Here is a 19,272-nt window from a genome sequence, read left to right as displayed (position 1 = left end):
GCTCAGGCGCCGCGGATGAGCCCCGCCGCGGAGACGGGGAGCGATACGGTGCAGCGGTTGCGAACCGCGTCCACTTCCTCCACCACCAGGGTGTCGCCGGCGCGCACGCGGGTGCCGCTGGCTCGGTCGGCCGGGCTCAGCCGCGCCAGCACCTGCACGATCTGGCCGTCCAGCTCGATCTTCACCAGCCCCTCGCCCTCGGGGTTGAAGCCGGTGACCGCCGTGGCCGTGTCGGTTACGGCGCTCTCCAGCGTGAGCGCGGGCTCCGATCCGAAGCGGAAGAAGAAGTTCCACACCGGCCGCACCGCCAGCAGCTCGAAGGCGAACCCGCCGGCGACCGCCGCGGCCGCCAGCAGCGGCCCGCCGAGCACGCCGCCCAGCAGCACCCCCGCCGCACCCACGCCGACCAGGACGCTGAACAGCACGCGCGGCGAGAGGAAGGAGAGGAACCAGCTTCCCACCGCCTTCCCGCCGTCGCCGGCATGGTGGTCGCCATGATGGCCGTGGTGCGCGTGCCCACCGTGCGCCACGTCGTGCCCGTGCCCCGCGTGGGCGACGCCGTGCCCGCCCGCGTGGCCCGCGTGGCCGAGGGCGTGTCCGCCGCCGGCGTCGAGCGCGTGGCCGCCCGCGTGCCCGTGGGCGATGCCGTGGCCGCCGATCCCGTGGACGTTGACGTCGCCGGCGTGGTGGCCGCCGGCGTGGAGGTGGCCGCCGCCGTGCCCGTGCGCGCCGTGGTCGCCGCCGTGGCCGGCCACGCCGCTCACGGCCATCACCAGCAGCCCCACGAAGCCCAGCAGCAGCGAAAAGAGGTAGAAGTCCATCCGTGCGGTGTCCTTGCCCGGACGTTTCCGGGCGGCAGGGACTACGAGGGGAGGAAGAAGGAAGTTGCGCAGCTACTCTGCTCGCGGGGAGCGTGGCAGAGGATGCCTGAATATAAGCGGGTTCAACGGGTGCGCCACGGACGAGAGTGCGAGAGTGCGAGAGTGCGAGAGTGCGAGAGTGCGAGAGTGCGAGAGTGCGCCGGGCTCGCCCAGGCCCGACGCACTCTCGCACTCTCTCTCAGGCTCGATCGGTGCCGCGCCCCATCTTCTGCTGCAGTATCTGGAACGAGGGCGCCTGATCCTGGCGCCGGCAGGGGAGTGGCCGCGTACATCGTGCCGCTTCCAAAGACGGACGGCTCAAAGCGGGAGGCGGGGTTCTTCCGGCCGGGGTATCCCCCGGCCGGGCGGGCCCGCGATGAATCCCCGCATCCATGGCCGGATGGGATGCGCCGTCGCGTGCTTATAGCCGGGCACGCCGGCGCGGCCGGGATCCACCTCCCCGATCCGGAAAGATCGTTCGCGTCCCGGCGATCTCGATTGTCACAGGAGGACACGGGCATCACGGAAGCACAGGGAACTGCGAGAGGGTCTCCTGTGCCTCCGTCACCCCTGTAGCCCTGTGCCGGTCCCGCGGGCGTCGGCCTTCCAAGCGCCTCGTACCGCTTCCCCCGTCCATCAAACATCCCACAAGCCGCTCTTTGATGAAGAAGCCGCATCCGCGTATCCCCGCACGTGTCACGACCTTGGGCGCGATCCGGTCGGCGCCGCACAACGAATGCCTTGCGCCGCGTCCTCCGGAACTGTATCCGTTTTACGTCGCAGTTTGAGAAATCCACCGCCCGTCGCCGATGTCCCCGTCGCTGGCAGCCACACGCCTGGACGCCCTCATGGCCGAAACCGAGGGAAGCCCGCGGGTGCTGGTGGGAATGATCGACGGGCCGGTGGACGTGACCCACCCCGACCTGGCGGGGGCGCCGATCTCCAGCGTGGGCACGGGCACCGGCGCCGCCTGCCGGGTCAGCGGGAGCGAGGCGTGCCACCACGGCACCTTCGTGGCCGGGATCCTGGCGGCGCGCCGCGGCGGCCAGGCGCCGGCGATCTGCCCGGGGTGCCCGCTGCGGGTGAGGCCGATCTTCTGCGAGGCGGCCACCATCGACGCCTGCCCCGTGGTGACCGCCGACGAGCTGGCGCAGGCCGTGGCCGAGTGCGTGGACGCCGGAGTCAAGGTGCTGAACATGAGCCTGGGACTGACCAGCAGCACGCTGGCCGACGCGCCCGCCCTGCGCGAGGCCCTGGGGTACGCGGCCGGGCGCGGGGTGCTGCTGGTGGCCGCCGCGGGGAACGGCGGCGGCATCGGGCCGGTGCCCCTCTTCCGCCACCCCGCCGTGCTCCCGGTGGCCGCGTGCGACGCGGCGGGAAGGCCGCTCCCGACGTCGAACCTGGGGGTGGGGGTGGGGCGCGGCGGGCTGCTGGCGCCGGGCACGCTGCGGAGCACCGTTCCCGGCGGCGGATACCGGCAGATGAGCGGCACCAGCGCCGCCGCCGCCCTGGTGAGCGGCGCCGCGGCCCTGCTCTGGTCGCTGCACCCCGGCGCCCCCGCCGCCGCCCTGCGCTCCGCGCTGCTGCGCCCGGGAACGCGCCGCGGCAGCATCGTTCCACCGCTCCTTGACGTCGCGCAAAGCCGGGCGGCGCTTGCCGCCGCACACCCTCAGCGCATCGCGAGATGACGGACGCCACCGAGACCCTCGACGGCGCGGCACCCCAGGCGGCCGGCGCCCCCCTGCTGGACTCGATCCCCGGCACCCCCGTGGCACCCGGGCTGGCCCCGGCGGCCGTGCCCGACCCCACCAGCGTACGCCCCGCCTGCGGCGACGGCGGCGACTGCGGCTGCGGGTGCGGCGGCGCCCGGAAGGCAGGCGGGTGCGGCTGCGGCGGGGGCGGCGGCCCGGTGGGCTTCGTCTACGCCATCGGCGACGTGCGGGCCCGCTTTCCCGACCAGAGCCTGGAGCAGGAGTTCCGGGCGGTGGCCGGGCTGCGCTCCGACGCAGCGATCTCGCGCCGCGAGCTGTACACCGTGCTGAGCCAGGCCCCCAACATCTACATCGCCCGGGACATGTGCTGGGTGTTCCTGGTGGAGGGGGTGGAGGTGTACCTGGTGGTCCCGCGCTCGTTCGTGGAGCTGTCGGACCTGATCATGGCGCTGCAGCCCGACCCCACCGAGCGCACCAACACGCTGGTGGTGGGCACGCTGGGGCCGGTGGCGCCCGCCTCGATGTGCAACGGGGTGCAGCTCCCGCTGGTCAACGCCACCCAGGTCTACCACTACACCAACGCCGCGCTCATCCAGAGCATCATCGAGCACGCGCGGGTCATCGGGACGACGCTCCCCGAAGACGTGGTGCGGCAGACCCTGCTGGTGCTGCAGGAGCTGGGCGACAACACGGGGCAGAGCGACGAGCACCGCGCCATCAACTTCATGACCGTGCGGGCGCTGGACATCTACGTGACGGCCGCCGAGCTGTTCGAGGAGCCGCGCCCCTTCCAGATCGCCTCGGTCTCGGCGCAGCCGTCGCGCCTGTCGGGCACGCGGCGCATCGTGGACGTGATCTTCTCGTTCAACAACACCGTGTCGAACGAGGTGCGGCGGTACTTCGCGCGGGTGGACGTGACCGGGCTGTTCCCGTTCCTCGCGTCGCCCGTGCAGCAGTACTTCGACCGGCCGTGACGCCGCCGGCCGGCCTTCCCGCGAACGGGGGAGAGAGATGAAGCTGCCGCCGATGACGCTGGGGCACGCGGCGCCGGGCGCCGCCCCGGCGGCCGGGCGGGCCCGGCCGCACGGCGCCGCCGGCGTGGCCCCGCAGTTCGACCTGGGATGCCTGCTGGGGTGCGGGGCCGGCGTGCTCTCGTGCCTGGTCTGCGGCCCCAACCCCGCCTGCTGGCTGGCCTGCGCCGGCCCGCAGGCCATCGGCTGCATCACCCGCTGCCTGTGAACCCCGCACCCGGAGGAGCCGTGTTCGCCACGCCGCCCACCACCGTGCCCCGCTTTGCGCCGCTGCTCGAGGCGGAGCTGCGCTTCGACGGCGTGGACGACGTGGTGGTGGCCCGCCTTCCCACGCCGGCGCTGGAACAGGGCTTCACGGTGATCTTCCGCGTCGACCTGGCCGAGCTGGTGGAGGAGGGGCGCAACGCCGGGGTGCTGGGGATCGCCGGCGCCGTGGAGCAGGGCGCGTGGTGGCGGGTGGAGGCCGCGGTCGGCCAGCCGATGCAGCTGCGCGTGCGCTACAACGCCACCGAGGTGGTGGTGCCGCTGGACGGGCTGGTGCCCCTGGACGGGCGGCGCGCCCGGATCTTCGTGGCCACCGTGTACGACGCGGCCGCGATGGCCCTGACCGTGACGGCGGGGGGGAGGATGTCGGTCACCGTGTACCGGAACTCGGGCGCCGACCCCATCCAGGGCGCCACCGCGCCGGTGACCATCGGCCACACGGACGCCCAGGGCGACCTGCACTTTCCCGGCTCGATCTCGCGGGTGCGGCTGTTCGGGCGCGCGCTGTCGGCGGCCGAGGTGGCCGCCGCGTCGGCGTGGAACGGGTTCGCGGCGTCGACGGCCGAGCCCGGGCTGCTGGGCGACTGGCGGATGAACGAGGGCTACGGCCCGCTGGCCTTCGACTACGCGCAGCCGGCGGACCGCGAGCGCCACGACGGCGACCTGGGCGGCGGCGTGCCCGAGGCGGCGCCGGCCTGGGTGGTGGCGCGCGGATAGCCGCGGCGGCGCTTTCTGAACCCGATGGGCAGGAGAAACGGCATGCGCGTCCCCCGGATGACCCTGGGCGCGGCGGTCACCGCCGGCGCCGCCCGCACCCCGGCCGCAGCGCCGCGCGGCGGCGGCATCCGCCCGGCCTTCGACGACACCTGCACGGCCGGGTGCGTGGGCGCCGCCACCGCGCGGCGCTGCGGCGCCGAGTGCGGCGGCGACCTGGCGTGCTGGGCGCGCTGCGCGGGGTCGGGCGCCAACCTGGCGTGCGTGGCCCGCTGCTTCACCAGCTGAGGGGGGGAAGCGATGGCCATCAGCGTTCCGTTCCCGCCCAGCGAGGCGGGCGGCCCCATGACCGGCGAGCTGGTCCACACCTTCCTGGACCCGCGGCTCTACCAGGTGGCGATCTGGTACGAGAAGTCGGGCGCGTGGAAGTTCAACGCCTACGTGCCGGTGGCGCCGCTCTGGAGCTTCGGGCTGGTGCAGGCGGGCACGCGCTACGCCGCGGCGGTGGTGGACCTGCAGTACGTGCCGGTGGCGGGCCGGCTGCCCGTGCCGGGCCCGCGCGTGGCCGACGTGGCCGTGTTCCCGCCCGGCCGGGTGAGCCTGAACGTGGGCACCGGGGTGGTGAACGGCACGGTGGACGGGCTGGGTGCGCCCACGGCGTTCCGGGTGCGGGTGTACGCCTGGTCGCCGGCCGCCGCGTGGAGCTTCGTGGGCGACAGCCCGGTGAACGGCGACGGCGCCTGGAGCGTGTCCACCACGCTGAGCCCGGGGCAGTGGGCCGCCCTCCTGGTTCCCGGGGATTTCGTCCCGCCGTCCGGGCCGGGGCTCCTTCCCGCCGAAGGGGTGGTGAACACCGTGTTCAGCGGCGGGGTGGGGGTGGGCGTGGTGGCGTGGCCCGGCGCCGCGGGCGGGCCGCTGCAGGGCGCGCTGCGCGGGGTGGCGCGGGGGACGGGGCTGTGGGCCTACGCCGTCAGCGTGCCGGCCGCCGGGCCCGCGGTGTTCGCGCTGGCCCCGGTGCAGCCGAACGGGGCCTTCGCCTTCGAGCACGTCCGCCGCGGGGCGGCGTACGCGGTGGTGATCACCGACAGCGACAACGACGCCTTCTACGCGTTACCCACGGCCGTGGGGGGGCGCGTGATCACCTACGCCACCTCGTCGTAGGAACGGCGGCGCGGGGAGTCCGCCCCGCCCGCGGCAGCGACACACCACCCCGATCCGGAGCGATTCCCGATGGCGGCCACGCTTACGCTGCACCTGGGCAGCGGATACCAGAACTACCAGAACCCGAACGTCCTGAACCGGGCGGGGAGCCAGACGGCGAAGCCCGGGAACCAGGTGCTGCCCAACGGGCCCAACTACGCCTGGGGAAACGTGGGGAACACGGGAAGCGACGCCGCCCCGCAGGCCACGATCAGCTTCTACTTCTGCACGCCCGGCGGGGCCGTGGACAAGTGGAAGTACTTCCTGAACAACCTGATCGGCATCGTGCCGGTGAACGTGCCGGCGAACGACACCACGGGGCAGCCGGTCACCTGCCCCGACGTCTGGGCCCCCAACTCCACGGCGCACACCTGCATGATCGCCGTGGTGCAGGCGCCCAACGACCCCCTCCCGCCCGGGTTCATGGATCCCGAGACGACGCCGCAGATCGGTGACCGCCGCGTGGGTCAGCAGAACCTGCTGATGGCGAGCATGGCCGCGGGCACCACGCAGGCGGTGGCCTTCCGCGCGCCCGAGACCGCGGGGAGCACGCTGCGGGTGACGCAGGGCGGCACGGACGGCGGCGCCATGCCGGCCATGGCTTCGGCCGATGCCGGCGAGGGCGCCGCGGCCGTGGAGTTCGGGCTCCTGCCGGGGCTCCGGCGCGACGCCGGCGACGTTGCCCGGCCGCTGGCCCGGGCCGAGGCCGCCGGGACGGTGCGGTCGCTCACCGTGGGCGAGGGCGAAGAGGGCTTCCGCGAGCTCTGGCTGCACGTGCCCGAAGACGCCCGCCCGGGGAGTACCGCCTTCCTGCGCATCGAGGCGGTGCAGGCGGACCGGGTGGTGGGCGGGCTGGCCGTGCTGGTGCGGGTGGAGTAGGGAGGGGCCATGCACCTTCCCATCCCGCGCCTGTACGGCGGAGCGCCCGCGGGCGCGATGCGGGCGCGTGCCGCGACGGCGGGGGCCGGCGTCGTCCCCGCCCTCGACCCGCCGGGAAACTGCAGCTGGGCGCGCCACAACCAGCTCATGGACGCGGTGAACGCGCACTGCCGCAACCTCAGCCGGTGCGAGGGGTGGATGAACGAAGACCAGCTCTTCGCGCGGATCCGGGCGTTCATCAACTGCTATACGGCGCGCGACCAGATCAACGACGAGTGCTTCGCGGGCGGCGACGCCGGGCACCGGCAGGCCGCCGACAACGCGTTCCGCGGGCGCGAGCTGTGCAACGAGTACTGGGTGGCCCGCTAGCCGTGAGAGCCCGGGCGCGCGCGAGGGTGCCGTGAAAGCGCGCGTCGAGGCCCCTGGCAGAGGGACGCGCACGGGTGCTCGCACGACGCCGCGCCGCCGTACCCCCTCTCCGCGCCTGCCGGGCGCCCGGGCCATGCTGACGTACGAAACGCTCGAGAGCAACTCCGCGCTGTTCGTCACCCTGCGGACGGCGGTGCCGGGCGGGTGGCTGGTGGTGGTCGACGCCGACTACGGCACGGGGGTGACCTTCTTCCCCGACCCCGACCACGCATGGGACGGCTCGTCGGTTCCGCCGCGCGAGCCGATCGTCACCCCGTCGGCCGACGCCGCGCCCGCCGGCACGGAGCCCGAGCCGCAAGCCTTCACCCCCGCCGACCAGGGCTGAGCCCGGCGGGTTCCCGACATCCGCCGCGGCGGGGGGTCCGCCGCGGCGTCCACCACCAGGAGGTGCGCCGTGAAGCTTCCCCCCATGACGCTGGCGTTCCAGGGCACTCCCGCCGCCGGCCCGGCCGGGCACGCGCCGGGCAGCTACCGCGCGCCCGCCTACGGGCGCGGCGTGGCTCCGCAGGGGATCTTCGACGACATCCTGGGGACGGTGACGGGCATCCTTCCCAACGTGGGGTGCCTGGCCAAGTGCGGCACCCAGGCGCTGGGATGCCTGCACTGCGGCACCAACCTGGCGTGCTGGACGCAGTGCGCCGGGCCGGTCGCGGTGCAGTGCATCCAGAGCTGCCTCTGATCCAGGAGGCCGTCCGGCCCCCGATGCCGTCCCGGAAGACGCCCCGGCGCACGCCGCGCCGGGGCGTCGTGGTGCCCGGGATACGCGCTACACGCCGCGCCGGGGCGTCGTGGTGCCCGGGATACGCGCTACACGCCGCGCCCGGTCTTCTCCTGCAGCTCGTCGATCATCTTCGACGCCTCGGCCTTGGTCAGCCCGCCGTCGTCGACCTCCTCGCCCGCCTCCTCGGCCAGAGTGTGGAGATACGAGCGCTGGGCGCCGGTCATCGGCTCGTCGCCGGTCACCCAGTCGTCCGGGTCCTTGATCATGTTGCCCTCGGAGGCCATCTCCGCCGTGCGCTTGTCGGTCATCCTTCAGTGCTCCTGTGAGAATCTCCTATCCTGTTCTCTCAGAAGATTTTACGCATGATCTATACCAAATGAAAACCGAAACAGGATGACTCACGCGGAGACGCGGAGACGCGGAGGCGCTGTGGGATGCGCCTCCGCGTCTCCGCGCCTCCGCGTGAGAACCAGCGATGTCAGGCGTGCTGGCGGTCGTGGCGGCCCTCGGCGAACTCCTCCACCATCTTGCGGTTGAAGGCGGGGATGTCGTCGGGCTTGCGGCTGGTGACGAGGCCCTGGTCCGTCACCACCTCCTCGTCCACCCAGTCCGCGCCCGCGTTCTTCAGGTCCGTCTGGATCGACGGATAGGACGTGACCTTCCGCCCCTCCACCACGCCGGCCTCGGCCAGCATCCACGGCCCGTGGCAGATGGCCGCGACGGGCTTGTGCGCCTCGAAGAAGTCGCGCACGAACTCCACCGCCTGCCGGTCCTGCCGCAGGTGGTCGGGGTTCATCACGCCGCCCGGAAGGAGCAGCGCGTCGAAGTCGTCCGCGCGCGCCGACGCCAAGGGGCGGTCGACGGGGAACTCGTCGCCCCACTCCGTGTGCTGCCATCCCTTCACCCGGCCGTCCTTCGGCGACACCAGCACCGTCTCGGCGCCCTCGTCCTGAAGCGCCCTGCGCGGCTCGGTCATCTCCACCTGCTCGAAGCCGTCGGTGACCAGGATCGCCACCTTCTTTCCCTGCAGCCTTCCAGCCATCTCCCCTCCTCCTGTTCTGCGTGGGTCCATCCCGCGAGCGGGGCAGGGGGATGCGGCAAGGCGCGGGCCGGGGCGGCGTCACGAAGCGGGGGCGTCGGACGTTTCCCGCACGAGCTCCATCTCCGCCCACGCCCGATTCGATCCATGCGACGCATCCTCTCCATCTCCGCGCTCCTCCTGGCCGGCGCCTGCTCCGATCCCGTCGGCTCCGGCGGCGTGCGCGTCCTTCCCGACCAGGAGATCTACGCCACGTTCGGCAACGACCAGCCGGTGACCATCCGCTATACGGTGGCCAACACCGGCAGCGGCGCCATCGACGTGCTGGCCTGCGAGGGCCGGATGACGGTGGAGATCCAGTTCAGGGAGGGCGCCGACTGGGTGACGTACAACGTGCCGGTCATCCCCGAGTGCGGCGGGAGCACGGCGGCGGTGCGGGTGGCGCCGGGGAGCTCGGCGGCCGATTCCGTGGTCGTGCAGGGGATCGGCACCTGGCGGCTGCGGGTGCCGTACCGGCGGCAGGGGACGGGCGGAAACACCGCCGACTCGCGCGAGTTCAAGACGCGCGTCCCGCTGGACTGACGGCCGCTGGTCGGCTGAATGACCGTGCATTCGAAGTCACGATGAAATGAAATCACACGGAGGAAACGGAGGGAACGGAGGAACCCAGGACGATCCTCCGTTTCCTCCGTTCCCTCCGTGTGATCCAATGCTGTCGGGACGTCGTGGGAAACGGTATGACGGCCGCTGGTCGCATCGCGCGGCGCCGCTTACCTTGCGCGCGCCGGGGCCGTCCGCCCCGGCGCGCAACCTTTTCCCCGAGCGAACGATGCGCCCGATCCGCCTCGCCCTCGCCCTCCTCGCCATGGCCCCGGCTGCGCTGGACGCGCAGACGCCGGCGCGGCCGCTGCGCCCCGTCGCCACCTACTCCATCGTCGCGCGCGATTCGGCCACGGGGGAGATGGGAGTGGCGGTGCAGTCGCACTGGTTCTCGGTGGGAACGGCGGTGCCGTGGGCCGAGGCGGGGGTGGGCGCCGTCGCCACGCAGTCGTTCGTCGAATCCTCTTACGGCCCGCTGGGGCTGGAATTGATGCGGCTGGGCCGGAGCGGCCCCGAGGCGCTGCGCGCCCTCGTCTCCACCGACGCCGACTCGGCGGTGCGGCAGGTGGCGATGATCGACGCGCGCGGCCGCGTCGCCGCGTGGACGGGCGGGCGCAACATCCAGGCGGCGGGAAACCACGTCGGCCGCGGCTACTCCACGCAGGCCAACCTGATGGACCGCGCCACGGTGTGGGACGCCATGGCGCGCGCCTACGAGTCCGCGCGCGGCGACCTGGCCGAGCGGCTGCTGCAGGCGCTCGAGGCCGCGCAGCGCGAGGGCGGCGACATCCGCGGCCGCCAGTCCGCCGCCATCATCGTCGTCTCCCCCACGAACACAGGGCGGCCGTGGGTGGACCGTGTCGTGGACCTGCGGGTGGAGGACAGCCCCGAACCGCTGCGCGAGCTGCGGCGGCTGGTTACGCTGAGCCGCGTCTACCGCTCGCTGAACGAGGGCGACGCGGCGGTCACGCGCAACGAGCTGGACGCGGCCGCGGCGGCGTACGGCCGCGCCACCAGCATCCTTCCCGATTCGGCGACGAACGGCGAGGCGGTGTTCTGGACGGGGATCAGCTTCGCCAGCGCGGGGAAGGTGGAGCAGGCGATCCCGTATCTGCGCCGCGCGTACGCCGTGTGGCCGAAGTGGGCCGAGCTGGTGCGCCGCCTTCCCGCCGCCGGCCTGCTGCCGAAGGACGACGCGCTGGTCGAACGCCTGGTGCGCGAGATGACGGCGGGGCGGTAAGCATCGAATCGTTGCGGGCGGCGGGCCACGCCGTTACAGGGAGGTTCGGAGCCTCGCGTCACGGCGGAGATGGCGCGCGAGGGGCGATCCGCATGCGGCGCAGCGTGTTGGGAAGGAACAGATCGGGCGCGGCGGAAATGGCCTGGCAGATGCCGTTTCGGGGTGGTGCGCTCCCGACGAGATCCATCGGCCCATCACTCTTCATGCGCGAGGCAATCATGTCTGGAACCAAGACGCTCACGAACGGATCGAAGGCGGCGATCGAAGTCACGCTGGTGGGACGCAGGGGAGCGGACCCCAGCAACGGCGATCTCCCGCCGGTGACGGTGACGATCGCCGCCGGCAGCACCGCCCGCGACGTGCGCTACGGCGACGACCAGAACCCGTACCTGAACGCCGTCACCGTGCACATCGTCGACCCCAACGCCCGGGCCAGCGACGAGATGCGCGTGACCCGGCGCGGGGGGGCGGGCACGCTGGACCACCGGCTGAACGCGTACAGCGTGTTCAAGATCGTGTCCGAACCGGAGCAGGCGGCGTTCAGCCTGACCAGCAGCAACTAGCCGTACACCCACTTCACGCGGAGCGCAGCGGGAGGGCCGCCGGGCGGGATCGGCGGCCCTTTCCGCATTCGTGGCCCGGAGTTTTCCGCGCGCCTCCGCCATGACCGATCCACGGGAGCTCGACGACGTCTTCGCCCGCCTCGCGAAGTCAGCCTTCCGCCGGCGCCAGCGGCTGGGGGACGGCGACCTCGCCTATCTGCGCCGCAGGGGGATGGAGACGGTGCTGCGCCACGCGGACGAGATGATCGCCGCCCGCCTCGCCCCCGCGCGGCCGCCGAACGACGGGAAGCAGACGCCGATGCGCGGCCACCCCGTCTTCGTCGCCCAGCACGCCACCGGCACGTGCTGCCGCGGCTGCCTCGCGAAGTGGCACCACATCCCCAAGGGGCGGGAGATGACGGACGACGAGCGCCGCTACGTCGTTTCCGTCCTCGCCCGCTGGCTGGGCGAGCAGGATCGCGCCGCGCCGCCGTCGTCCGACGAAGATCGGCTCGACGGAGATCAGCTCGGGCTGGGGATGTAGTTGCGGACGACTGGCATCTGCGCGGCCGCCGCGCGGAGGCCCCCCACCCCGCGCTTCGCGCGACCCTCCCCCCAAAACCGACTGGGGGGAGGGTGTTTTCGGGGCGATCCTTTAACCGTGCGCGCGGATGTCGGCGTGGGAGTCCGCGAAGGCGGACTTCGGGCCGTTGTTGTCGCGACTTCCAGTCGCCTGTCGGTGGGCTCGGGCGCCGGATCTTCATCTCCGCCCCACGGGTACCCACACCTTTCCCCAAACGTCTGCCGCGGGTAGCTTTGCGGCCTCCGCGCACGGGAGTCCCGCGCGCACGTCCACGCACATCTCCCACGAGCACATGCGAGCCACACGCATACCCACGCTCGCTCTGGCCGCCCTCGCGCTGGCTGCGGGCGCGGCGCGGGCCCAGGCGCCGGGCGCCATCACGCCCAACGAGATCGACGGGCACCTCCGCTTCCTCTCGTCGGACCTGCTGGAAGGACGCGCTCCCGCCACCCGCGGCGGCCGCCTGGCCGCCGAGTACATCGCCAGCCAGCTCCGCGCCTTCGGCGTGCAGCCCGCGGGCGACAATGGCACCTACTTCCAGCGCGTTCCCATCGACATCGTCGGCGCCGACGCGTCCACCATCAGGATCGCCGCGTCCGGCAAGGCGACGGGGACGCTGCGGTATCCGGACGACGTCGTCGTGTGGGGCGGATCCGCGGCGGAGCAGTCGAGCGCGAACGCCGAGGTCGTGTTCGTGGGCTACGGCGCCGCCGCGCCCGAGTTCCGCTGGGACGACTTCAAGAACGTGGACGTGCGCGGCAAGATCCTGATGGTGCTGGTGAACGATCCCCCCGCGCCGGCCGGCGAGCCCAACCTGTTCGGCGGCCGGGCGATGACCTACTACGGCCGCTGGACCTACAAGTTCGAGGAGGCCGAGCGCCGCGGCGCCGCGGGGATGCTGATCGTGCACACCACCGAGCAGGCGGGCTATCCCTGGCACACCGTCGTCGGCTCGTGGGCCAAGGAGCAGCGCATGCTCCCGCGCGATCCGAAGCTGCCGGCGCCGCTGGCGTTCCGCGGCTGGATCACCGACAGCGCGGCCACGTCGCTGCTGCGGCAGGCGGGGCTCGATCTCGCCGTGCTCCGCCGGCAGGCCGCCACCCGCGGCTTCCGCCCGGTGCCCACGGGCATCACGCTGAACGTGGGCTTCCGCAACAGCGTGCAGCACCTGGAGAGCGAGAACGTCGTCGGGGTCGTACGGGGCGGCGACGCGCAGCTGCGCGACCAGTACGTGGCCCTCAGCGCGCACTGGGACCACCTGGGGATCGGCCCCGCGGTGAGCGGCGACTCGATCTACAACGGCGCGGCCGACAACGCCTCGGGCGTGGCCGATCTCCTCGCGGCCGCCCGCGCGGCGGCAGAGCGGCCGGCGCCGAAGCGCTCGCTCCTCTTCGTCTTCGTCACCGCCGAGGAGAGCGGGCTGCTGGGCTCCGAGTCGTTCGCGCAGCGCCCCACCGTCCCCGCCGCGAGCATCGTCGCCAACCTGAACGTGGACGGCGGCAACCTCCTGGGCACGACGCGCGACTTCCGCGTGCTGGGCGAGTACAAGTCCACGCTCGGCCCGTCGTTCGCGCGGCTGGTGGCGGGCCACGGCTGGAAGCTGTCGCCGGACGAGCACCCCGAGCGCGGGTATTTCTACCGCTCGGACCACTTCTCCTTCGCCAAGGCGGGCGTCCCGGCCGTGTCCATCGGCGCGGGGAGCGACTTCGAGGGGAAGCCGGCGGGATGGGGCGTGCAGCAGGAGGAGGACTACACCGCGCACCGCTATCACCAGCCGTCGGACGAGTACCGGCCGGACTTCGACCTGCGCGGCGCGGTGCAGCTCTCCACGCTGGTGCTGGACTTCGCGACGGAGATCGCCAACGGCGCCGAGCTGCCGCGCTGGAACCCCGACGCCGAGTTCGCTTCCGTCCGGAGATAGGGGACAGGGGACTGCAGGAGGGCGCCGGGGCGGGATCGGCCCCGGGTCGCGCCCATCTCCCCCGTCTCCAGGCGCTTTGCACGAAATTGTCCGATGATCACCGCCGCGCGGCCGATCGACCCGCGGCGAATCGAATCACCTGAACGGGAGGTGGGGGATCGAAGGGTGATGTGGGCCCGGGGCGGCCAACCGCTTGCTGTCCCCTGATGCCTGCCCCCTGTCCCCTGAAATCTCCTGGAGGCACGATGAAGAAGCTGATCCTGGCGACCCTGGCCGCGCTGGCCCTGCCGCGCGCGGGCGCGGCGCAGGCCACGCCCGAGCAGGTGGCCACGCAGTACCTGGCCTCGATGAAGGCCGCCGACTGGGCGTCCAACGCCTCGCTCGTCCACTCCGGCGAGCAGGACTCGCTCAAGGCCGCGCTGCTCGAGGTGGTGTCGCTCGACACGGCCACGGCGGGGTTGCGGCAGATCTTCAACGTCGGCTCGGCGGCCGAGCTGCGCGCGCTGCCGTCGGCGCAGGTGTACCAGCGCTTCGTGGCGGGAACCATCGGCAGCCAGCAGGGGCTGCGCGAGCTGCTGGCGGCGGCCACCTTCAACGTGATGGGCCACGTCACCGCCGGCGACACGGCGTACGTCGTCTACCGCGTCTCGGCCACGCAGGGCGGCCAGACGCTCAGCCAGGTGACGGTGCTGAGCGTGCGCCGCGAGGGCGCGGGGTGGAAGGCGCGCCTCCCCGAGGAGATGAAGGGAATGATGATGGAGATGCGCACCGCCGCCGCCCAGCGCCGCGCCGCCAACTCCGCGCTGGCGCCGCGCGAGCCCGGCGCGCAGGGACCGACGCGCCCCGCGACGCCTCCGACGGCGCCGCCGCCCGCCCCGCCCACGCGCCCGTGACCGGCGTGCGGCCCCACGCGCTCGCCGACGCCGCGGCGGCGGGCCCGGAGCTGGCGGACCTCTGCGTCCGCGCCGTGACCACCGCCGCGTGGGACCTGGGGCTGGACCCCGCGCTCTTCGCCGGGGAGCTGGCGCAGGGCGAGATCGGGCTGCTGATGCACTATCTCGACGAGGCGGCCGGCTGCATCGACGACGTGGAGCTGCGCGAGAAGATCGAGGCGCTGCTCCACCGCCTGACCGCCTGGACCGAAAGCGCGGAGGACGGCTGATCCGCCCTCCGCGCCGTCCTTATCATCCCCAGCCTTCCATGATCCCCAACCGCCCGATCGCCACGCTCGCCGCCGCGCTCGCCCTCGCGGCCGCCGCCATGCCGCTGCGCGCGCAGGACACGGCCACGGTGACGGCCAAGGACAGCGTGCGCTCGTGGAAGCCGCGCTTTCCCGTCGTCGACGACAGCACGGCCGAGCCGCCGGCCAGCCACCGCGCGCTGAACCTGACCGTGGGCGGCGTGGGCCTCAGCATCGGCAACTCGCGGCGGGTGACGGGCGTCCGCGTCAACGCGGTGGACCACCAGGCCGAGCGGGTGAACGGGCTCAACCTCACGCTCTGGGTGCCCAAGCGGAATCCCGAGCTGGTGGTGAACGGCGCGGCCGTCGGCCTCGTGGCCCCGCGCGCGCGGCGGATCAACGGGATCGGGCTGGGTGGGCTGGGCGTGGTGACGTCGGAGCAGATGAACGGGATCGCGGCGGGCGGGCTGGCGGTGCTGTCGCAGGACCAGGTCAACGGCATCGCCGTCGGCGGACTCGCGATGATCGCCGAGCAGCGGCTGCGGGGGATCGGGCTCGGCGGCCTGGCGGCCATCGGCGACCACGGCATCGACGGGATCGCCGCCGCGGGCGTCATCTCGCTCTCGGAGGGCGGCGTGCGCGGCATCACCGCCGCGGGGATCGCGGCCATCACCGAGGGCGACCTCTCCGGGATCTCCATCAGCCCCGTCGCCTCGTTCGTGGACGGCGAGGTGCGCGGGATCAACGCCTCGGCGATCGTCACCTTCTCGCGCGGCACCGCGCGCGGCGTGAACGCGAGCGTGGGCGTGCTGGGCGGGCCGGACCTGCGCGGGCTGAACGTGGGCGGGGCGATCCTGCTCGCGCGGAAGGCGCAGGGGATCCAGGTGAGCAGCGCCGTGGTCTCGGCCGACACGCTGATCGGGCTGACGGTGTCGGGGATCTACGCGCGTACCTCGGACCTGCAGGGCGTGTCCGCGGCCAGCTGGAACGACGTGCGCGGCCTGCAGACGGGGATCACCATCGGCCTCTACAACTACGCGCGCACGATCCGCGGCGTGCAGCTGGGGCTGCTGAACTACGTGCGCAGCAACCCGCGCGGCCTGCGCCTCCTCCCGTTCTTCAATACGAAGTTCGGAAAGTAGTCTCACGCAGAGTCAGCAGAGTCAGCAGTGAAACTGCAGTTCATCTGCTGACCCTGCTGACTCTGCGTGAGACTTTCTGTTTTGGGGATTTAGATCGAGAGAAAGCGCCGCAAACACGAAGATGCGGACGAGGCATTTGCTTCGTCCGCATCGGTGTTTCGGCCTGGCTCGTCAGCCTGCCCGGGCGAGCTGCCGCGCGAACCCGCGCAGCCCCTGCACCACGTCGTCGGCGTAGGCGGGCATGTCGCCCACCATCAGCTCGGCGTCGCGCGGAAGGGCCAGCTCCAGCGCCTCCACGGCGCGGATGATGGCCTCTGCGCGGGCCGAGCGCGGGTTGCCGACCTCGGCGTGGGGGCTGGTGACGCGGCGGCGGCGCAGCTTCTCGAACTCCGCCTTCCCCGCGTCGGTCAGCGACAGCCACTCGCCCTTCTCGTGCACCAGCCCGCGCGAGCGCAGCGCGCGCACCACCCGGCCGTCCAGGTTGTCCATCAGGACGGGCCCGGTCTGGCGATAGAGGTGCCGCAGCAGGTCGACCTGCTTCTCGTTGAGCGGAAGTGTGAGGGTCATGTCGTGAAGTCTGAGGGTGCGCGCGCAAAAGCGCAAGCAGTTTGTACGTTCGTAGATCTCAATGTGCCATACGCCGCGCATCGCCCGCAAGCCGCCCCTGCACAAACAGATGGGCTGAAACGCCGAAGGGAATCTTGCTATTGTCCACATCCGCACGGGCGGCACGCGCGTCGTTACACGGGCTGCTGCAAAAGGTTCCGAAAAGATGAGGTTCATCTTGAACGCATGTTTTGTGACGCCGCAGTCACAATTTTGTCGTGGGCTCCCAAATTTTTGACTGGGCGATGAGCGTGAGATGTGGCGCACGTTCCGGTAGTACGTTATTGGCCCGCTCACGCCAACCTGATGCAATAGAATGTCCTGCATCATTGACGGCGGAGACGCGCCTCCGCCGCGAGCGACGCGGAGATGGCTCGGTCTCGACGCCTGGACGGCGATAAAGAACGCGTTTTTCACGCCGCGTGGTATTATCTTTCGTGCCCCCACCGCGGCGTCCGAGCCGCGGCGGGCATCCCTCCGATCCGCCTCTTCGCCCGTCGTCGATCTCCATCTCCCACCAATGATCCTGATCCTCTACACCACGCTCGCGCACGTCGAGCGCCAGTGGTCGCTCCCGCCGGGCGACGGTGGCCACCACTTCCTCACCACCGGCGATCCCGACGCCATGCGCCGTGCCGCGCGCCTCGCGTTCGGCGTGGAGCTGGATGGCATCGAGCAGATCATGATCTAAGAATTTCTCACGCAGAGTTAGCAGAGTCAGCAGAAAACCGCAGTTCATCTGCTAACCCTGCTAACTCTGCGTGAGACAATCTTTTAGCGATCTCAATCCAGCAGCATGCGCTCGTGGCCGCGGGGGCAGACGCCCTGGGTATAGTCGTAGAATCCCTCGTCGAACTCCATCCACTGGCGCCAGTGGTCGCTGCAGTAGCACGCGTCGCACTCGGGGCAGTAGAAAGGCGCCCACTCGAACCATCCCTTCCACAGCGCCCGCGCATCCCCCGCGTCGATCGCGGCGATGGCGTCGGCGTACGTGCCGTCCTTCGACATCTCTTCCCACATCTCGATGAAGACGGAGAGGACCAGCCGGTTCCGCGTCCCCGTGGGCGAGGGGACGACGGACACGCGCCCCGCGACCGCACCGCACTCGCGGCAGGTGAACTCGGCGGTGTGGATCACCTCGGGTCGCATCGCGAGGGGGATGGAAAGAAGAACGGCCGGCGGAGAAGTCCGCCGGCCGTGCCGCGTCAGTCGCGCATCGCGTCGGGGTCGAGGCCCACGTCGCGGCACCAGTCCGCGTACGCGAAGGGCGAGATCTCCGACGGCTTGATCTCGCTGCGGCCGCCCCAGAACACGTTGGTGTAGCCGACGGGGATCCCCGCCTCCTCCAGGTGCCGGTCGATGGCGGCCTTGTGGGCCAGCACGGCGTCCTTCTCGGTGCCGTGCGCCACGCCCATGATGTTGACGTCGCCGAACTCGGGGCCGCCCTCGCGCCAGTAGGCGTGCGTCATCACGTAGTGGCGCCCCACCTCGCGGCCGGCGTCGATCTCCCGCCCGGGCGGCACCTGCCAGTGGAAGAGCGCGTTGTAACGGGTGACGCGCTCGCCCGCGGCGTTCGGCTTGTAGTGCTCCAGGAAGGTGGAGAAGCGCCCGATCACCTTCCGCTCGTTCAGCCCGCGCGCCACGCGCACGAACGTCTCCAGCGGCACGCCCGCCTCCTCGGCGCGGCGGTCCCACGGGTGCTCGCCGATCTCGTCGAGGTCCAGCTCGCGCTTGAGCGCCATCAGCACGCGCCACTCCAGCTCGCTCAGCTCCACGACGTTGGTGTCGATCACGGCGCCGGGCTCGCCGGAGCGCTCGCCCGGCTCCAGCCCGCGCCGGCGGACGTGGCCCACGCCCAGGGTGAACAGCTTCTTCGCGGGAAGGAGCTTGAAGGAGAGCGCGCCCGTGCGGCCGCGCAGGTACTCCGCGTGCTTCCGCATGGAGAACCCCTGCGGCACCTTGAGCGTGGTCCACAGGCGGTACTTCGATCCCTGCGTCTCGCGGTCGGTGGAGCGGATGACCACGTGGCCGGAGAAGGGGTCGTCGCGGAACATGGTCTCGAACGCGGCGTCCAGCTTTTCCGGCGGCACCTCCCAGGCGACCAGCGCGCCTGGCGCCAGGTTGGTGGCCATCAGCGTCTGCCGCACGCGGCGGATGGTGCCGCTGGCCAGCATGGCGCGGATGCGCTCGAGCACCGTCTCCAGCTCCACGCCGCTCTGCCCGGCGATCGCGCGGAACGGCTGCTCCTGGAATCCCTGCAGCCGGTCTTCGGAGACGGCCAGGATCGCCGCGTTCACCGGGTCGGCGGTGTCGACGGGAATGGTCGCCGCGGCGGAATCGTTATCCATCATCAAGCCTCGCTTGCCTTTACTTCAATCGAACCCGGCGGTGAGGCTGTCGCGAGCACGGATGCCTCGCCCGCATCACCGCCAGTAGTCCGCGAAGGCGGACTTCGTGTAGTTGTTGCTGCGAATTTATTCGCCCGACCGCGTCAGCGCATCACCCATCTCCATAATCCCAACAAACTTTCGCACTCTCGCACTCCCGCACTCCCGCACTCCCGCACTTTCGCACTTTCGCACTTTCGCACTTTCGCACTTTCGCACTTT

General features: G+C 71.9%; 25 protein-coding genes. 19 read left to right on the top strand and 6 right to left on the bottom strand.

Annotated features, from left to right (window positions below; translation table 11 throughout):
* Positions 1–2: 2 nt before the first annotated feature.
* Positions 3–821: a hypothetical protein gene (locus VF092_23580; protein ID HEX6750295.1), complete on the bottom strand. Its 819-nt coding sequence runs from the start codon at positions 819–821 to the stop codon at positions 3–5.
* 887 nt (positions 822–1,708) lie between these two features.
* Here VF092_23580 and VF092_23575 point away from each other — a divergent pair.
* From VF092_23575 to VF092_23530, 10 genes are all read left to right on the top strand, one after another.
* Positions 1,709–2,548, top strand: coding sequence for a S8 family serine peptidase (locus VF092_23575; protein ID HEX6750294.1), 840 nt, complete (start codon positions 1,709–1,711; stop codon positions 2,546–2,548).
* Positions 2,545–3,546, top strand: a complete 1,002-nt coding sequence (locus VF092_23570) for a hypothetical protein (protein HEX6750293.1) — start codon at positions 2,545–2,547, stop codon at positions 3,544–3,546. The genes VF092_23575 and VF092_23570 overlap by 4 nt, the downstream gene beginning before the upstream one ends.
* A 37-nt stretch (positions 3,547–3,583) precedes the next feature.
* Positions 3,584–3,811: a hypothetical protein gene (locus VF092_23565; GenBank protein HEX6750292.1), complete on the top strand. Its 228-nt coding sequence runs from the start codon at positions 3,584–3,586 to the stop codon at positions 3,809–3,811.
* Positions 3,812–3,831: 20 nt separating this feature from the next.
* A complete protein-coding gene (locus VF092_23560; protein ID HEX6750291.1) occupies positions 3,832–4,584 on the top strand; it encodes a LamG-like jellyroll fold domain-containing protein in 753 nt (250 codons plus the stop codon).
* Positions 4,585–4,626: 42 nt separating this feature from the next.
* Positions 4,627–4,869, top strand: a complete 243-nt coding sequence (locus VF092_23555; GenBank protein ID HEX6750290.1) for a hypothetical protein — start codon at positions 4,627–4,629, stop codon at positions 4,867–4,869.
* 12 nt (positions 4,870–4,881) lie between these two features.
* On the top strand, positions 4,882–5,742 hold the full coding sequence (locus VF092_23550) for a hypothetical protein (protein HEX6750289.1): 861 nt from the start codon (positions 4,882–4,884) through the stop codon (positions 5,740–5,742).
* A 69-nt stretch (positions 5,743–5,811) separates the two neighbouring features.
* A complete protein-coding gene (locus VF092_23545) occupies positions 5,812–6,660 on the top strand; it encodes a hypothetical protein (GenBank protein ID HEX6750288.1) in 849 nt (282 codons plus the stop codon).
* Between the two features lie 9 nt (positions 6,661–6,669).
* The gene (locus VF092_23540; GenBank protein HEX6750287.1) at positions 6,670–7,029 is read left to right on the top strand and encodes a hypothetical protein; all 360 of its coding nucleotides are present in this window, start codon (positions 6,670–6,672) and stop codon (positions 7,027–7,029) included.
* Positions 7,030–7,162: 133 nt separating this feature from the next.
* Positions 7,163–7,414, top strand: coding sequence for a hypothetical protein (locus VF092_23535; protein HEX6750286.1), 252 nt, complete (start codon positions 7,163–7,165; stop codon positions 7,412–7,414).
* 69 nt (positions 7,415–7,483) lie between these two features.
* The gene (locus tag VF092_23530; protein ID HEX6750285.1) at positions 7,484–7,768 is read left to right on the top strand and encodes a hypothetical protein; all 285 of its coding nucleotides are present in this window, start codon (positions 7,484–7,486) and stop codon (positions 7,766–7,768) included.
* Positions 7,769–7,896: 128 nt separating this feature from the next.
* Here the strand turns inward: VF092_23530 and VF092_23525 are convergent, their stop codons facing one another.
* Both VF092_23525 and VF092_23520 read right to left on the bottom strand, forming a co-directional pair.
* Positions 7,897–8,118 (bottom strand): DUF3072 domain-containing protein, encoded by a 222-nt coding sequence (locus tag VF092_23525; GenBank protein ID HEX6750284.1) that lies wholly within the window; start codon positions 8,116–8,118, stop codon positions 7,897–7,899.
* A 170-nt stretch (positions 8,119–8,288) separates the two neighbouring features.
* A complete protein-coding gene (locus tag VF092_23520) occupies positions 8,289–8,852 on the bottom strand; it encodes a type 1 glutamine amidotransferase domain-containing protein (protein ID HEX6750283.1) in 564 nt (187 codons plus the stop codon).
* 144 nt (positions 8,853–8,996) lie between these two features.
* Between VF092_23520 and VF092_23515 the strand changes: the two genes are divergently transcribed.
* The 8 genes from VF092_23515 (at position 8,997) to VF092_23480 (ending at position 16,057) form a co-directional block, all read left to right on the top strand.
* Entirely contained in the window at positions 8,997–9,431 is a 435-nt protein-coding gene (locus tag VF092_23515; GenBank protein HEX6750282.1) for a hypothetical protein, read from the top strand.
* Between the two features lie 247 nt (positions 9,432–9,678).
* A complete protein-coding gene (locus tag VF092_23510; GenBank protein ID HEX6750281.1) occupies positions 9,679–10,689 on the top strand; it encodes a DUF1028 domain-containing protein in 1,011 nt (336 codons plus the stop codon).
* 218 nt (positions 10,690–10,907) lie between these two features.
* A complete protein-coding gene (locus tag VF092_23505; GenBank protein HEX6750280.1) occupies positions 10,908–11,252 on the top strand; it encodes a hypothetical protein in 345 nt (114 codons plus the stop codon).
* A 100-nt stretch (positions 11,253–11,352) separates the two neighbouring features.
* The gene (locus VF092_23500; protein HEX6750279.1) at positions 11,353–11,775 is read left to right on the top strand and encodes a DUF4186 domain-containing protein; all 423 of its coding nucleotides are present in this window, start codon (positions 11,353–11,355) and stop codon (positions 11,773–11,775) included.
* Positions 11,776–12,106: 331 nt separating this feature from the next.
* A complete protein-coding gene (locus VF092_23495) occupies positions 12,107–13,735 on the top strand; it encodes a M28 family peptidase (protein HEX6750278.1) in 1,629 nt (542 codons plus the stop codon).
* A gap of 245 nt (positions 13,736–13,980) precedes the next feature.
* Positions 13,981–14,628, top strand: a complete 648-nt coding sequence (locus tag VF092_23490; protein ID HEX6750277.1) for a hypothetical protein — start codon at positions 13,981–13,983, stop codon at positions 14,626–14,628.
* Positions 14,625–14,897 carry a hypothetical protein gene (locus VF092_23485; protein HEX6750276.1) on the top strand — a complete coding sequence of 91 codons (273 nt, stop codon included), beginning with the start codon at positions 14,625–14,627 and terminating at the stop codon, positions 14,895–14,897. The genes VF092_23490 and VF092_23485 overlap by 4 nt, the downstream gene beginning before the upstream one ends.
* A gap of 38 nt (positions 14,898–14,935) precedes the next feature.
* Complete coding sequence (locus VF092_23480) at positions 14,936–16,057, top strand: hypothetical protein (GenBank protein ID HEX6750275.1); 1,122 nt, start codon at positions 14,936–14,938, stop codon at positions 16,055–16,057.
* Positions 16,058–16,228: 171 nt separating this feature from the next.
* Here VF092_23480 and VF092_23475 read toward each other — a convergent pair whose 3' ends face one another.
* Positions 16,229–16,624, bottom strand: a complete 396-nt coding sequence (locus VF092_23475; GenBank protein ID HEX6750274.1) for a hypothetical protein — start codon at positions 16,622–16,624, stop codon at positions 16,229–16,231.
* Positions 16,625–17,183: 559 nt separating this feature from the next.
* Between VF092_23475 and VF092_23470 the strand changes: the two genes are divergently transcribed.
* A complete protein-coding gene (locus VF092_23470) occupies positions 17,184–17,354 on the top strand; it encodes a hypothetical protein (GenBank protein ID HEX6750273.1) in 171 nt (56 codons plus the stop codon).
* Positions 17,355–17,446: 92 nt separating this feature from the next.
* Here VF092_23470 and VF092_23465 read toward each other — a convergent pair whose 3' ends face one another.
* Both VF092_23465 and VF092_23460 read right to left on the bottom strand, forming a co-directional pair.
* Positions 17,447–17,812: a hypothetical protein gene (locus tag VF092_23465; protein ID HEX6750272.1), complete on the bottom strand. Its 366-nt coding sequence runs from the start codon at positions 17,810–17,812 to the stop codon at positions 17,447–17,449.
* 56 nt (positions 17,813–17,868) lie between these two features.
* On the bottom strand, positions 17,869–19,011 hold the full coding sequence (locus VF092_23460) for a hypothetical protein (protein ID HEX6750271.1): 1,143 nt from the start codon (positions 19,009–19,011) through the stop codon (positions 17,869–17,871).
* Between the last annotated feature and the right edge of the window lie 261 nt (positions 19,012–19,272).

The organism is Longimicrobium sp. (genome assembly GCA_036377595.1).
GTDB lineage: Bacteria > Gemmatimonadota > Gemmatimonadetes > Longimicrobiales > Longimicrobiaceae > Longimicrobium.
The sequence above is the reverse complement of the archived record's forward strand: the minus strand, read 5'-3'. Positions and strand labels throughout refer to the sequence as shown.